This window comes from Tepidicella xavieri, from assembly GCF_004363315.1.
GTDB lineage: Bacteria > Pseudomonadota > Gammaproteobacteria > Burkholderiales > Burkholderiaceae_C > Tepidicella > Tepidicella xavieri.
Map to the genome: position 1 here is coordinate 29,264 of NZ_SNYL01000012.1, position 13,259 is coordinate 42,522.

Consider the following 13,259-nt stretch of genomic DNA (forward strand, 5'->3'; position numbering starts at 1 on the left):
AGTGAGGCAGAAAAGAGGAAGGTCAGGAAGCGGGCAGCCAACCCACGGACATGGCCAGTGCAATGACCGCGGCCGCCAACACGATGCTCAATACCGTGCGCAGCAGCCAGATGATCAAGAGGTGGGACACCCGCAGCGGGATGCCGGTGGCCAGGATGCAGGGAATGCAGCCCGACAGGAACAGCACCATGCTCACCGACACGATCGCGGCCAGGGCGCGCACGGCAAACTCCGCGTCTTTGAGCAGGATGGCGGGCAGGAACATTTCGGCCAGGCCGGAGGCAAAGGCACCGCTGGCTGTACTGGCGCCAGTGGTCCCAAGAAAAGCGTCGGCCAGCATCAAGGCAGGTTTGAGCAACAGACCCACCCACTCGAATATAGGGGTGAATTTGGCCAGGCACAGACCAGCGAAGCCCACAGCCAGAATGCTGGCCACCACCGTCGCCGACATGCGCAGCCCATCGAGCAGATTGCCCCACAGCATGCGATGCAGCGGCTCGCGGCTGGTGTAGCGTTCGATGCCTGCATCCAATGCGCGGCTCAGGCGGCTGCGCGTGCTCGGGGCTTCGGGAGCCACATCCTGGTGCGGCAAGCCAGAGATGGGCGGCAGATAGGCCGTGATGGCGGTCACGGCAAAGGTGACGAACAGCGTTGCCCAGAAATAGAAGGTCCAGTATTCCATCAGCCCCAGTGTGCGGGCCACCACCACCATGAACGTGGCCGAGACGGTGGAGAAGCCCGTGGCAATCACCGCCGCATCCCGCACCGAATAGCGGCCTTGCGCATACATCTTGCTCGTGACCAGCAGACCCACCGAGTAGCTGCCCACGAATGAGGCGACTGCATCCAGGGCCGAGTGCCCCGGTGTGCGGAACAGCGGCCGCATGACGCGCTGCAGCAGCACGCCAATGATTTCCAGCAGCCCGAAGCCCAGCAGAAACGTCAAAGCCAATGCACCGATCGGGATCAGCACCCCAACGGACAGGGCCAGTCGTTCGAACAGGAAGGGCAGCATGTCGCGCTGGTTGGCCCACTCAGGCGTCAGACCGGACAGATGCACGACGGCCAGCCCAAGCCCAGCCCACTTGATGGCGGTGAACAGCGCCGTCCCCGCGCTGCGCCGCCAGGAGCCGTCCCAGAGCGGGCGCACGGCCGCCCACGCCATCAGCGCCATGATGAACACCACAGCCAGCAGGCGCTGCTCGCGCACGATATAGCTGCTGAGGTGGTCCACCGGAATGGTACGGCGCCCACCAAGCTCGATCTGGGCGAAGAACAAGAACACGCCCAAGCCGCTGAACAGCAACAGCTTGATCAGGTTGAGGGCGCGACCGCTGCGCAGCGGGCTGGAGTCCAGCGACAGGTCTTTCATGGGGTCTCCTCGTTTAATCTATACAAATCAACTCGTTTAAATACAAGTTGTATATACATTATCGATGTGATGGACCCATCGCGTCAATACAATAGAGGCTCATCGCCCTCCGTACAAACCCGCATTGCTCAACCATGCCTGCCGCCGTTCCGGCCTACCAACAGATCAAGGACCATGTGCTGGCGCAGATTCACGCCGGTGTGTGGAAGGAAGGCGATGCCATTCCTGGCGAGGAGGCGCTGGCGCGGCAGTTTGGCGTCTCGCGCATGACGGTCAACCGCGCCATCCGCGAACTCAGTGATGAGCAGATCGTCGAGCGGGTGCAGGGCTCGGGCACCTATGTGGCGCAGCAGAAATACCAGTCCACGCTGGTGGAGATCCGCAACATCGCCGACGAGATCGCGGCACGCGGGCATCGGCACCGCAGCGAGTTGCACCGGCTCGAACGCCTCAAGGCCAGTCCCGTACTGGCCCGGCGTTTTGGGTTGACGGGGGGCGGGACCTTGTTTCATTCCGTGGTGGTGCACTTCGAAAACGATCAGCCGATTCAGGTGGAAGACCGCTACGTCAATCCGCAGGTGGCTCCGGACTATCTGACGCAGGATTTCGCCACCCAGACGCCCAACGCCTACCTCATGCGCGTGGCGCCGCTACAGGCCGTCAGCTTCGAGATCGAGGCCCGCCTCCCGCCCCCCGAGGTGGCCGAACTGCTGCACATGCCGGCGCACGACCCTTGTCTCGTCTTGCACCGGCAGACGCATTCCCAGGGGCAGGTGGCCTCCTATGCCACGATGTGGCACCCGGCATCGCGCTATCGGTTCACCGGTCGTTTCTGACCGGCAGAAGGAGCGCTGTCAACGAACCACCAGCCGCAGGCCGTCGTTGCCCACGGCGTCGATACGACCGATGTCGGCGGCTTGCTCGAAACCGTGGCGCCGGAAGACGGCCAGCACCTCGTCCACGCTGTCGGGGGCGCACGCCACCAGCAGCCCGCCGCTGGTCTGAGGGTCGGTCAGCAGGGCTTGATCGATGGGGTCGAGGCCCGCGTCCAGCCGGACTTCGTGCCCGAAGGCGGCCCAGTTGCGGCCCGAGGCGCCCGTGACCATGCCCCGGGTCGCCAGGTCGCGCACGCCCTCGATCAACGGCACCCGGGCCATGTCGAGATGGATGCAGGCGTCGGCGCCGCGGGCCATTGCCAGGGCATGGCCGGCCAAGCCGAATCCGGTGACATCGGTCAGGGCATGCACGCCGGGCAACGCGGCCAGCTCCGGGCCGGGGGTGTTGAGTTTCGTGGTGTGGGCGATCATCTGCGCGTAGCCATCGGGGCTGAGCGCGTCTTTTTTCAGGGCGGCCGACAGCACGCCCACCCCCAGGGGCTTGCCCAGCACCAGTCGGTCGCCCACCTGGGCATCGGCGTTGCGCTTGACGCGGTTGGGGTGGACCAACCCGAGGGCCACCAGGCCATAAATCGGCTCCACCGAGTCGATGGTGTGGCCGCCAGCAATCGGGATGCCTGCTGCCCGGCAGACCGATTGCCCACCTTCCAGAATTTGACCGATGGTCTGGACCGGCAACACATTCACCGGCATACCTACCAGCGCCAGCGCCATGATGGGCGTGCCGCCCATGGCATACACGTCGCTGATGGCGTTGGTGGCGGCGATGCGGCCGAAGTCGAACGGGTCGTCCACGATGGGCATGAAGAAATCGGTCGTGGCGATCAGCGCCTGTTCGTCATTGAGCCGATACACGGCCGCATCGTCGGCGGTTTCGATGCCCACCATCAGCTCCGGTGGGATGGGCATGGCCGAGGTGCCGCGCAAAATCTCGCTGAGCACGCCCGGCGCGATCTTGCAGCCGCAGCCCCCGCCGTGCGAGAGGCTGGTCAAGCGGGGCGTGGAGGAGGGAGATGAGGCATTCATGGGGCGCGGGATTCGGAAACAGGACAGAAAAACAAATGGGTTTCAGGCGCGGATGGGCGAGTCGTTCAACGCGGCGCAGAGCACGCGCCGCAGGGCTTGCGTCTCGGTCGCTGGCGCGAACAGGGGCGCCCTCAGCGCACATTGTGCGCGCAAATGGCTCCACCCTGTGCCGGCGGAGGCCAACCCCATGCGTTGCTGCTCGGTCCGACACCGGCGCAGCCAGGCACAGGCCGTCGGCACGTCGCCAGCGGGAAAATAGCCTGCATAGTCTTGCCCCAGCATGCCGATGTTGCCCGGCACTTTAGACGCCAACACGGGGGTGCCGCTGGTCACGGCCTCCATCACCACATGGGCGCCGCCCTCCATCTGGCTGGGGTGCAGCAACAGGTGCGCGCGCTGGATGCGCCGTCGGGCCGCTTCATGCGGCACGCTCCCGAGCCAGCGGTAGTGAGGGCAGGCTGCCGCGGTGGCCTGGGCTTGCACGCCCAGTTCCGCATCCAGCGCATGGCCCAGGTGATCGATGCGGATGCCCTCATCGGACGAGAGCTGGCGAGCGATCTCGAACACCGTCTGGGGCGACTTTTCCGGGCGCAAGTGGCCCACCACCACCACACGCAGGTGTCGATCGGTGCGGGGCAACGCTGCGCGCGGCGTGCAAGATTGGTACACCACGTGGGCTTTGGCCCGATGGGCCGCCGGCAACGCCAGCGGGGCCTGGTCTTGCAGCACGATGAGCCGATGCGCCAACGCCAAAGCGCGCTGGGCGCTGGCGTCTTGCGCAATGTCGCGGTACAAATCGGTACCTGTCAGCGCCAGCACCAAGGGCCGATCGGGGTGGTGCTCGGCCCAGGCCACGATCGAGGCGGCGGATCGCCTGGCATGCAAGGCCAGCAGCAGGTCGGTGTCGTCGGCATCGGCCACGACGCCATCGGGCCAATGCCGGGCCAGCCGCACCCGGTACACTGGGCGCAGCATCCGCGCCCAGCGCCGGGCGGTCTGCCAGTTGCCGTTGTTGGCGTCGGCCAGCGCGGGCGTGACGATGCACACGGATGGGGGCAGAGACACGGTGGACACCATGGCAAGCATTGTGACCGATTCGGCCATCAGCGCGCAGGCTTGGATTGCACGCTGCGGTGGCCGTGCCGAACTGGCCCAGGCTTTGCGAGAAAGCCGAGAGCGCACGCTGCAAGGGTTGCAGGCGTGGGCGCAGGCGCTGGGGCCAGATTGCCGCGTGCCCTATGCGCCCGAGCTCAATCCCCCGCTGTGGGAGGCCGGTCATGTGGGGTGGTTTGCCGATTGGTGGGTTGCCCGCTACTCCCAGCGGCATTGGGGTGTGGAGGCCGATCCAGACGCTCCCCGGGCGGCTGCGCGACAGTCGGCCCGTGGGGTGGATGCCGATGCCCTCTACGATTCCAGCCGCGTGGCGCATGCACAGCGCTGGCAGTTGCCGCTGCCGGACTGCAAGGCCGTGCAGGAGGATTTGCTGGCCAGTCTTGAAGACACGCTGCAGGCGCTCGATGCGGCTGTCGCCGATGACCGTGGCCTCTATGTGTTCCGGCTGGCGCTGTTTCACGAGGACATGCATGCCGAGGCCGCGGCTTACATGGCCCAGACCCTGGGCGTGGACTGGCCCCTACCTACACACATGCCGCCTGACGGCGCTGCCGCGCCTGCGCAGACGGAGTTGTTCGTGCCCGGGCAGTCGGTGCAGCTCGCCTGGCAGGGGTCAGGCTTTGCCTTCGACAATGAATTGGCCGATGCCGTGCAGAGGATGCCGCCTTTCCGCATCGATGCCGGCGCGGTCAGTTGCGGACGCTTTCTTCCTTTCGTCGAAACCGGTGGCTACCGCGAACGCCGCTACTGGAGTGAAGCCGGTTGGGCTTGGGTGCAGGCCCAGGGCCGCCATGCGCCACGAGACTGGCGCCGCCATGCCGGGCAATGGCAGGTGCGTCTGGGCTCGACTTGGCAAGCGCTGGACCCCCAGGCCGCCGCCAGCCATCTCAGCCGGCACGAAGCCGAGGCGTGGTGCCGCTGGGCTGGCCGGCGTTTGCCCACCGAAGCCGAATGGGTGTGCGCCGCCTTGGCGCTGCCGGACACTTTCGTTTGGGGCCAGGTGTGGGAGTGGACCGCCAGCCCCTTCATGCCCTTCGATGGTTTCGTCCCCCACCCTTATCGGGACTATTCCCGGCCTTGGTTCGATGGGCGGCCGGTGCTCAAGGGGGCCAGCCGAGCCACGCACCCCCGGCTGCGGCACCCGCTGTACCGCAACTATTTCACTCCGGAACGCTGCGACGTGTTCGCGGGCTTTCGCAGCGTGGCGTCAGCCGATTGAGCCCGCGCCCAGAACACGCTGAACCACTGTTGCGCATCACTCCAGTGGGCGCGGGGATCGAAGCCGGCCGATTGCAGCAGTTTCGCAAAGCCGGCGGGCGTCCACTTGTACGCATTTTCGGTGTGGATGCGCTCGCCATTGGCAAAGTGGCGTTCTCCGCCCGGCCAGCGCACGCTCTGTGCCGCCGTGCTTTCCAAATGCATTTCAATGCGCGACGCCTGCTCGTCGAACACGGCCACGTGCCGCCATTGCCTGGGCGCAAAGTCCGATCCAATGAGCCGATTCACATGCCGCAGCAGGTTGCGATTGAACGCCGCGGTCACGCCCAGCGCGTCATCGTAGGCCGCCAGAAGCAGATCCACCGGCTTGAGTCGGTCCACCCCGATGAGCAAGCCCCCACCCGGTCCGCCCAACTGGCAGACCGCATGCGCCTGCCTCAACAGGCGCAGCGCCTCCTCGGGCGTGAAATTGCCGATGCTCGACCCGGGGTAGAAAATCAACCGGGGCCGATCGGTCAAGCCCTGGGCTTGCAGCCATGCCGTGGCCTCATCCGGCCAAGCCAATGAGGTGGAAAAGTCCAGCCCCAGCCCCAGCATGGGCAAAGACGGGTGGCGTTGCTGAAGGCTGCTTAGGGCCTCGCGAACGAACGCCACCGATATGTCCACCGCCACATAGCCGGCTGGGCGTAGCACGGGGAAAAGACGCGCTGCCTTGGTACAGCAGCCGGCGCCCAGGTCGATGAGCACGGCCTGGGGAGGCACTTGCATGGCGATGTCGGCCGCTGCAGACGTGAAGATGGCGGCCTCGGTCCGGGTGGGATAGTACTCTGGCAGTGCCGTGATCGCGCTGAACAGGCGCGAGCCGAGCTCATCGTAGAAAAATTTGGGCGCGATATGGGCCGGGGATTGTCGCAGCCCATCGACGATTTCGTGCCGCACGGCGGCATCATCGGCATGGTGGCGCTGCAGGAAGGTGGGTTGCGGATGGCTCATGGGCTTGCAATGACTATGCACAGTGTATGCCCATGACACCGCTGGACAGCGGTTTTCCGGTCTAATTCAGATGTTTTCATTTTTTTGAGGGCAGGACATGAGCCAGACAGGGACTCGCGTCAAGGTCACCCGCCGTTGGCTGGTGGGGGTGGGTGTGGGAGCGTGGTTGTGGAGTGCGGCCGGCTGGGCCCAGGCGCAGGCCGTGCTGCGCGTGACCACCATCCCCGAAGAAGCGGCCACCGAGCAGGTGCGCAAGTTCACACCGCTGGCCGCTTACCTGGAGCGACAACTGGGCATGAAGGTGGAGTTCAACCCGGTCAACGACTACCCCGCCGCGGTGGAAGCGCTGGTCAACAAGCGGGTGGATCTGGTGTGGTTTGGCGGCTTCACCCATGTGCAGGCCAACCGCCGTTCGGGCGGCAAAATCGTGCCATTGGCGCAGCGCGAGGAAGACACGCGCTTTCAGTCGGTGTTCATCGCCAAGACGGATTCAGGCATCCGCACTCTGGCCGATCTCAAGGGCAAGCAAGTGTCTTTCGGCTCGGCCAGCAGCACCTCGGGGCACCTGATGCCGCGCAGCTTCCTGCTGCAAGCCGGCATCGACCCCGAGCGGGATTTCCGTCGCGTGGCTTTCAGTGGGGCGCACGATGCCACCATCGCCTCGGTCGTCAGCGGCAGGGTCGATGCCGCGGCGCTCGACATCACAGTGTGGCGCAAGTTCGTGCAGGAAAACAAGGTGGATACGCGCGCGGTCGATGTGTTCTACACCACGCCGCCGTTCTTCAATTACAACTGGTCGGTGCATGCCGACATGCCCGTGGAACTGCAGCAGCGCATCAAAAACGCGCTGCTGGCGCTCGATCCGGCCATCCCGGAGCATGCGGAAATCTTGCGCCTGAACCGGGCCACGCGCTACGTGCCCACCCGCCCCGAAAACTACCAGGGCCTCGAAGCCGCCGCACGCAGCGCCGGGCTGCTTTGAGCGACCAGGCAGAGCCGCTTGAAGCTGGAACTCGACGATCTCACGGCGGGGCATCCGGCCGCCCGCTCCACCGCGCAGCCCGCCTTGCGCCGCATCGCCTTGCAGGTGGCGGCTGGCGAGCAGGTTGCCGTCATCGGCCCATCGGGAGCGGGCAAGACCACGCTGCTGCAGGTGCTGGCCTGCAGCCTGCCGCCCCGGCAGGGGCGGTTGCGGCTCGACGGGCAGGAGCCTTGGCGCCTGTCGCGCCGGGCGTTGCAGCGCCTGCGCGGCACGCTCTTTCTGGCCCCGCAAGTGCCGCCGCTGCCGCCGCGCCAGCGTGTGGTCACCGCGGTGCTGGCGGCACGCCTGCCGGCCATGGGCCTGTGGGACAGCATCCGTTCGCTGTTCTATCCCATCGACATTCCGGCGGCATTCGACGCCCTGGACCGCTTCGATTTGGGCGATAAGCTCTTTGAGCGGGTGGATCGGCTCTCGGGCGGGGAGCGCCAGCGCGTGGGGCTGGCTCGTGCCTTGCTGGCCCCGGCGCGGCTCTGGCTGGTGGACGAGCCCCTGTCGGCGCTGGACCCAACTCGTGCCCGCCAGGCCGTGCAGACGCTTACTGAAGGCGCGCGTGACCGTGGCGCCACTCTGGTGGCCACGCTGCACCAGGTGGACGTGGCGCTGGCGCATTTTCCGCGCATCGTCGGCATGCGCGACGGCGCGTTGGCCTTCGATCTGCCGGCCGGCGAAGTCACGCGCGAGCGCTTGGCCCATCTGTACGCCCAGCATGAGCACGAATTGCGTGGCGAAGTGCCTGATCCGTCGCACCATGCGGCAGCGCCCGCGCCGGTGACGCTGCATTGCCGATGAAGCCGCCCCAGCAGACCCACGCCACCCGGCGTCTTCCCCCCGCACGGGATCCGGCCTGGCTCGGGCGCCTGTTCTGGCTGGGGGCCGCGCTCGTGGTGCTGTGGCCGTTGCTGCTGGCCACCGAGTTTCGGCCCTGGGTGTTTTTCGAGCCCGAGAACATGCGCGTCAGCGCCCAGTTCATCGGCAGTTTCTGGCCGCTGGCGCACGATGCCGAGTTCCTGCGCATGGTTTGGCGCGAGACCTGGCGCACGGTGGCCATGGCCACGGCCGGCGTCACGCTGGCGCTGCTGGTCGCCATCCCCCTGACGTTGCTCAGCACCCATGTGCTTTCGGTCTCTGCCCTGTCCGGGCGCATGGCGTGGGGGCCGTTCTGGCTGCGCCAAGGGGTGCGATGGCTGCTCATCGTGCTGCGCAGCATTCCTGAACTGGTGTGGGCACTCGTTTTCGTGCGCGTGGTGGGCCTGGGCCCCACGGCCGGGGTGCTGGCCATCGCGCTGACCTACGGCGGCATGCTGGGCAAGGTGTATGGGGAAATTCTGGAGAGCGGCGAAACCCATGCCACCGCCACCCTGTTGCGCAATGGCAGCTCCCGCTTGCAGGCGTTTTTCTACGGCCTGCTGCCCACCAACGCCGCCGAGCTCACCAGCTATACCGTTTACCGTTGGGAGTGCGCCATCCGGTCTTCTGTGGTGCTGGGCTTCGTTGGCGCTGGGGGTTTGGGGCAACAGCTCGACAATTCGATGAAGATGTTCGAGGGGGGTGAAGTGGCCACCCTGCTGCTGGTGTTCATTTTGCTGGTGGCGCTGGCCGATCGCCTCAGCAGCGAACTGCGCAAGGCATTGGGGTGAGTGGATGGACAAGCCCCGAGCCGCCAATCCGCCGTATCGCTTGCCGCCGCGCCTGTTTGACGCGCGCTGCCGGGCCTGCTGGTTCGCGGCCGCTGTGCTGGCGTTGGTGGTGGCCAGTTTCTGGTCGCTGGACTTGCAGTGGCGCCAGTTCTTCTCTTGGGAGGCCCTGCGCAGCATGGGCCGATTCGCGAGCGAGTTCTTCCCGCCCGACCTGTCGCCGGCCTTTGCGCGCCGGGTGGCCCTGGCGGCGTGGGAGACGTTGGCCATGTCGGTGGTGGGCACTGGGCTGGCGGCACTGGCTGGCCTGGCGCTGGCTTTGCCCGGCAGCCGCTTGCATCCAGGGGATCGGGCCTGGGCGCGCGGCCTGACCCGCTGGCTGCTCAACGCCCTGCGTTCCATTCCCGAACTGGTGTGGGCGGCCTTGCTGCTCATCTCGGCGGGGCTGGGGCCATTGGCCGGCACGCTGGCGCTGGCCATGCACACCACGGGCGTGCTGGGCCGGCTGTTTGCCGAAGCCATCGAAAACGCCCCGGCCGGCCCTGGCGATGCCCTGCGCGTGCAGGGGATGGGCAACGACCGGGTGTTCCTGTATGCCACCTTGCCGCAAGTGCTACCGCAGCTGTTGAGCTACACGCTCTATCGCTGGGAAAACAACATCCGTGCTGCAGCCATTCTGGGGGTGGTGGGGGCTGGTGGTCTGGGGCAGCTGCTGGCCTTCCACATGGGGCTGTTTCAGATCGACAAAACGGCCACCGTGCTGGCGGCCATGTTGCTCATGGTGGCGGCGGTGGATGCCGCGAGCCACGGCATCCGCCGTGCGCTGACCCGTTGAGCAGGGCGTGGCGCGGCTTTACTCGCGCTGTTGTGCCATGGCCTGTGCCTGCCGGTCCAGGCTCGCGCCCACGCCGCGCAGGAAATACACCAGCCGTTCGGCCGCGCCCGTGCTTTGCAGGCACGCCGCGGCCTGCCAGGCGTCTCGGGCCTGGCCGATGCGGGTTTGCCAGTCGGTGGCCTCGCCGGCCCAGCGGCTGGCTTGCCGCTGGCGCTTGCGCGACATGGCGCCGGCCAGGGCCTCGCTGCCATAGCGCAGCCGTTTGGCCAGCAGCCGGGCTTCGTGCAGGCTGGCCAGATCAATGGCGCCATGTTCCGCGCTGTCGAGCAGGCGATGCAGTTGGCGGTGCCAGCGCTGCAGCCGCTGGCGGGCGGCTTGCCGGCCAAAGCCCTGTCCACCGGCGCCCATGCGCCACAGCGCTTCGGCCAATTGCAGCAGCCCGAGTCCGGTGGCGGGGGTGGCGAGCTGCGCGCGCACGGCCCGGCGCTGCGCTTGGCACGCTTGCGCCAGGCGGTCGATGGCGGCCTGCCATTCGCTGGCCGCGCCTGGCCAGGCGTCGGCCCAGGCCGGCAGGGTTTCGGTGCGCGCCACGTCCAGATTGCGCTGCTCGCCCAGCGCTTGCAGCAGAGGCCGCAGGGGCGCATGATCGATGGGCCATGGCCACCAGGGCCGCAGCAGCTTTTCCATGCTGCGCCAGCGCCGCCAGCCGACGCGGGCCTGGTGCACCAGTTCCGGGGCATCGGCGTGCCACAGGGCTTCGAGGTTGCGGGTGAACTGTTCCAGCATGTCAGCCATGGCCCGTTGGGCCAGCGCCCAGGGCGTCTCGCCGTCCCGCGGTAGCAGGCGGGCGGCCTTGGTCACGCCGTGCAGGGTGCCGTCGGCCAGTGCCTGGGCGCGTTCGGCCTTGCTGCGGCTCGATGGCAGGCAGGGAACGCGAGCGGCCAACTCCCGTGCCAGATCGAACAGCGCCGCCGGGTCGCCCTGGATCAACTCCAGCTCCAGCTCGGCAAAGGCGTCCATGCGCCCGCTGGCTTTGGCCACGCCCGCGTCGAAGGCCACTTCCACCACGCTGCCATCGCGTCGGCGTACCCGCCAGGTGGTGCGCTCGCAGCGCGTCTCGAAGCTCGGCTGCAACCGCTCAAACCATTGATCTGCCGGGTCCAGCGTCTCCCAGGCCGTTCCTTGCAGGGCAGCGCGCTGCAACTGACCGTCCGGCACATCGGTTTCCCACTCGCCCCGCTGGCTCAAGCCGCCCTGGGCGAGCCCAGCGGTTTTGAGGGTCTGCTTCCATGGGCCGGCCGCGCCGTCGCCGGGCGGGGCGTCGAGCGTTTGGCGCAGCCGCAAAGCGCAGCGGTGTTGGCGCAGTTGCTGATCGGGCGTGTCGAAGTAGCGGTTGACCAGCCAGCGGCGCAGAGCCCGCCGCCGCGCCAGACTCGGGCTGCGGGCGATGCGCTGACGCGCCTCGTCGGGCGGCAAGCCCAACACCAGCAATTTGAGCTCGACTTCCACGGGATGGGGTGCTGCCGGGCTGGCGGCAGGGGTATGCGACGGTTTTGGAGCCATGGCGTGTTTGTACCCGGTTTGCGGCACAATTTGAACCAACCCATCCCTCATTGGCCATCATGACCCACACCCCCCGCGACACCTCCCACATCCAGCCGCGTGACCGCGCCGAAATCCTGGCCCAGGCGCTGCCCTACATCCGCAAGTACCACGGCAAGACCATGGTCATCAAATACGGCGGCAATGCCATGACCGACCCCGAGTTGCAGGCCGCCTTTGCCGAGGACGTGGTGCTGCTCAAGCTGGTGGGCATCAACCCGGTGGTGGTGCACGGTGGCGGCCCGCAGATCGAAGGGCTGCTCAAGCGCCTGGGCAAGCAGGGGCAATTCATCCAGGGCATGCGCGTGACCGACGCGGAAACCATGGAAGTGGTCGAATGGGTGCTGGCGGGCGAGGTGCAGCAGGACATTGTGGGCCTGATCAACCGCGCTGGTGGCAAAGCCGTGGGCCTGACCGGCCGCGACGGGGCCATGATCCATGCCCGCAAGCTGCGCATGGTCGACCAAGCCGACCCGACCAAGGAGCACGACGTGGGGCAGGTCGGCGACATCGTCGGCATCGACCCCAGCGTGGTCAAAGCCTTGCAGGAAGACCAGTTCATTCCCGTGGTCAGCCCGATTGGCTTTGGTGAGCAGAACGAAAGCTACAACATCAATGCCGATGTGGTGGCTGCCAAGCTCGCCACGGTATTGCAAGCGGAAAAACTGCTCATGCTGACCAACATTCCCGGCGTGCTGGACAAGCAGGGCCAGTTGCTGCCGACGCTGACCATGCGCCAGATCGACGAACTCATGGCCGACGGCACCATCAGCGGCGGCATGATTCCCAAGCTGGCTGGCGCCATCGATGCGGCGCGCAGTGGGGTGAATGCGGTGCACATCATCGATGGGCGCGTGCCTCATGCCATGTTGCTCGAAATCCTGAGCGACCAGGCCTTCGGCACGATGATCCGCTCTCACTGAGCCGCCATGAGCACGCCGCGGCCTCAGCCCGGAGAGCGGCGCTTGCAGATTTTGCAAGCCCTGGCCGACATGCTGCAGGCCCCGGGTGGCGAGCGGGTCACGACCGCGGCGCTGGCGGCGCGGCTCGGCGTCAGCGAAGCGGCGCTCTACCGCCATTTCGCCAGCAAGGCGCAGATGTTCGATGCCCTCATCGAGTTCATCGAAACCAGCGTCTTTGGCCTCATCCAGCAGGTGACCGATCGCGAGCCACAGCCCCAGGCCCAGACCCGTCTCATCGTCACCCTGCTGTTTCAGTTCGCCGAAAAAAATCCCGGGATGGCGCGTGTCATGGCGGGCGACGCGCTGGTGCTGGAGCACGAGCGCCTCATGGCACGCATGGAGCTGTTCTGGGACAAGTTCGAATCCGCGCTCAAGCAGCGACTGCGCGAAGCGCAACACCCGCAGGCGGTGGCCCTGGCGGGCGTTTTGTCAGCCCTGGCGCAGTCACGCTTGCAGCGTTATGCGCGCAGTGGGTGGCGGCGCCCGCCCAGCGAACGCCTGTCTGAAGTCTGGCCGCTCTTTTTCGACAATCTAGGGTAAACCCTAGTGTTGGGCGGACGCCCATG

13 protein-coding genes are annotated in these 13,259 nt (G+C 66.8%); 8 read left to right on the top strand and 5 right to left on the bottom strand.

The window, feature by feature from the left end:
* Positions 1-22: 22 nt before the first annotated feature.
* Positions 23-1,372, bottom strand: coding sequence for a YjiH family protein (locus tag DFR43_RS10170; RefSeq protein WP_133598293.1), 1,350 nt, complete (start codon positions 1,370-1,372; stop codon positions 23-25).
* A gap of 134 nt (positions 1,373-1,506) precedes the next feature.
* Between DFR43_RS10170 and hutC the strand changes: the two genes are divergently transcribed.
* Positions 1,507-2,208 carry a histidine utilization transcriptional repressor HutC gene (gene hutC, locus DFR43_RS10175; protein WP_133598295.1) on the top strand — a complete coding sequence of 234 codons (702 nt, stop codon included), beginning with the start codon at positions 1,507-1,509 and terminating at the stop codon, positions 2,206-2,208.
* 18 nt (positions 2,209-2,226) lie between these two features.
* Here hutC and selD read toward each other — a convergent pair whose 3' ends face one another.
* Together selD and senB are read right to left on the bottom strand one after the other, a co-directional pair.
* Positions 2,227-3,294, bottom strand: coding sequence for a selenide, water dikinase SelD (gene selD, locus DFR43_RS10180; RefSeq protein ID WP_133598297.1), 1,068 nt, complete (start codon positions 3,292-3,294; stop codon positions 2,227-2,229).
* Between the two features lie 42 nt (positions 3,295-3,336).
* Positions 3,337-4,371 carry a selenoneine biosynthesis selenosugar synthase SenB gene (gene senB, locus DFR43_RS10185; protein ID WP_133598299.1) on the bottom strand — a complete coding sequence of 345 codons (1,035 nt, stop codon included), beginning with the start codon at positions 4,369-4,371 and terminating at the stop codon, positions 3,337-3,339.
* Between senB and senA the strand changes: the two genes are divergently transcribed.
* Positions 4,370-5,626 (top strand): selenoneine synthase SenA, encoded by a 1,257-nt coding sequence (senA, locus tag DFR43_RS10190; protein ID WP_133598301.1) that lies wholly within the window; start codon positions 4,370-4,372, stop codon positions 5,624-5,626. The two genes, senB and senA, sit on opposite strands and share 2 nt — an antisense overlap.
* Here senA and egtD read toward each other — a convergent pair.
* Entirely contained in the window at positions 5,563-6,618 is a 1,056-nt protein-coding gene (egtD, locus tag DFR43_RS10195) for an L-histidine N(alpha)-methyltransferase (RefSeq protein ID WP_133598303.1), read from the bottom strand. The genes senA and egtD overlap by 64 nt on opposite strands.
* Before the next feature lie 97 nt (positions 6,619-6,715).
* Between egtD and DFR43_RS10200 the strand changes: the two genes are divergently transcribed.
* From DFR43_RS10200 to phnE, 4 genes are read left to right on the top strand one after another with little or no spacing between them, the layout of a single operon-like run.
* Complete coding sequence (locus DFR43_RS10200) at positions 6,716-7,600, top strand: putative selenate ABC transporter substrate-binding protein (RefSeq protein ID WP_133598305.1); 885 nt, start codon at positions 6,716-6,718, stop codon at positions 7,598-7,600.
* An 18-nt stretch (positions 7,601-7,618) separates the two neighbouring features.
* Entirely contained in the window at positions 7,619-8,449 is an 831-nt protein-coding gene (locus tag DFR43_RS10205; RefSeq protein ID WP_133598307.1) for a phosphonate ABC transporter ATP-binding protein, read from the top strand.
* Positions 8,446-9,297 carry a PhnE/PtxC family ABC transporter permease gene (locus DFR43_RS10210; RefSeq protein WP_133598309.1) on the top strand — a complete coding sequence of 284 codons (852 nt, stop codon included), beginning with the start codon at positions 8,446-8,448 and terminating at the stop codon, positions 9,295-9,297. The genes DFR43_RS10205 and DFR43_RS10210 overlap by 4 nt, the downstream gene beginning before the upstream one ends.
* A 4-nt stretch (positions 9,298-9,301) precedes the next feature.
* Positions 9,302-10,129: a phosphonate ABC transporter, permease protein PhnE gene (gene phnE / locus DFR43_RS10215; protein ID WP_133598311.1), complete on the top strand. Its 828-nt coding sequence runs from the start codon at positions 9,302-9,304 to the stop codon at positions 10,127-10,129.
* Positions 10,130-10,147: 18 nt separating this feature from the next.
* On the opposite strand, the gene DFR43_RS10220 is transcribed toward phnE, so the two are convergent.
* Complete coding sequence (locus DFR43_RS10220; protein WP_164499730.1) at positions 10,148-11,692, bottom strand: CYTH and CHAD domain-containing protein; 1,545 nt, start codon at positions 11,690-11,692, stop codon at positions 10,148-10,150.
* A 59-nt stretch (positions 11,693-11,751) separates the two neighbouring features.
* Between DFR43_RS10220 and argB the strand changes: the two genes are divergently transcribed.
* Both argB and slmA read left to right on the top strand, forming a co-directional pair.
* The gene (argB, locus tag DFR43_RS10225; RefSeq protein ID WP_133598315.1) at positions 11,752-12,654 is read left to right on the top strand and encodes an acetylglutamate kinase; all 903 of its coding nucleotides are present in this window, start codon (positions 11,752-11,754) and stop codon (positions 12,652-12,654) included.
* A gap of 6 nt (positions 12,655-12,660) precedes the next feature.
* Positions 12,661-13,233, top strand: a complete 573-nt coding sequence (slmA, locus tag DFR43_RS10230; protein WP_133598317.1) for a nucleoid occlusion factor SlmA — start codon at positions 12,661-12,663, stop codon at positions 13,231-13,233.
* The last annotated feature ends 26 nt before the right edge of the window (positions 13,234-13,259 follow it).

Coding starts and splice junctions, on each gene's coding strand:
- DFR43_RS10170 (WP_133598293.1), bottom strand. CDS start 1,372: ATGAAAGACCTGTCGCTGGACTCCAGCCCGCTGCGCAGCGGTCGCGCC.
- hutC (WP_133598295.1), top strand. CDS start 1,507: ATGCCTGCCGCCGTTCCGGCCTACCAACAGATCAAGGACCATGTGCTG.
- selD (WP_133598297.1), bottom strand. CDS start 3,294: ATGAATGCCTCATCTCCCTCCTCCACGCCCCGCTTGACCAGCCTCTCG.
- senA (WP_133598301.1), top strand. CDS start 4,370: ATGGCAAGCATTGTGACCGATTCGGCCATCAGCGCGCAGGCTTGGATT.
- senB (WP_133598299.1), bottom strand. CDS start 4,371: ATGGTGTCCACCGTGTCTCTGCCCCCATCCGTGTGCATCGTCACGCCC.
- egtD (WP_133598303.1), bottom strand. CDS start 6,618: ATGAGCCATCCGCAACCCACCTTCCTGCAGCGCCACCATGCCGATGAT.
- DFR43_RS10200 (WP_133598305.1), top strand. CDS start 6,716: ATGAGCCAGACAGGGACTCGCGTCAAGGTCACCCGCCGTTGGCTGGTG.
- DFR43_RS10210 (WP_133598309.1), top strand. CDS start 8,446: ATGAAGCCGCCCCAGCAGACCCACGCCACCCGGCGTCTTCCCCCCGCA.
- phnE (WP_133598311.1), top strand. CDS start 9,302: ATGGACAAGCCCCGAGCCGCCAATCCGCCGTATCGCTTGCCGCCGCGC.
- DFR43_RS10220 (WP_164499730.1), bottom strand. CDS start 11,692: ATGGCTCCAAAACCGTCGCATACCCCTGCCGCCAGCCCGGCAGCACCC.
- argB (WP_133598315.1), top strand. CDS start 11,752: ATGACCCACACCCCCCGCGACACCTCCCACATCCAGCCGCGTGACCGC.
- slmA (WP_133598317.1), top strand. CDS start 12,661: ATGAGCACGCCGCGGCCTCAGCCCGGAGAGCGGCGCTTGCAGATTTTG.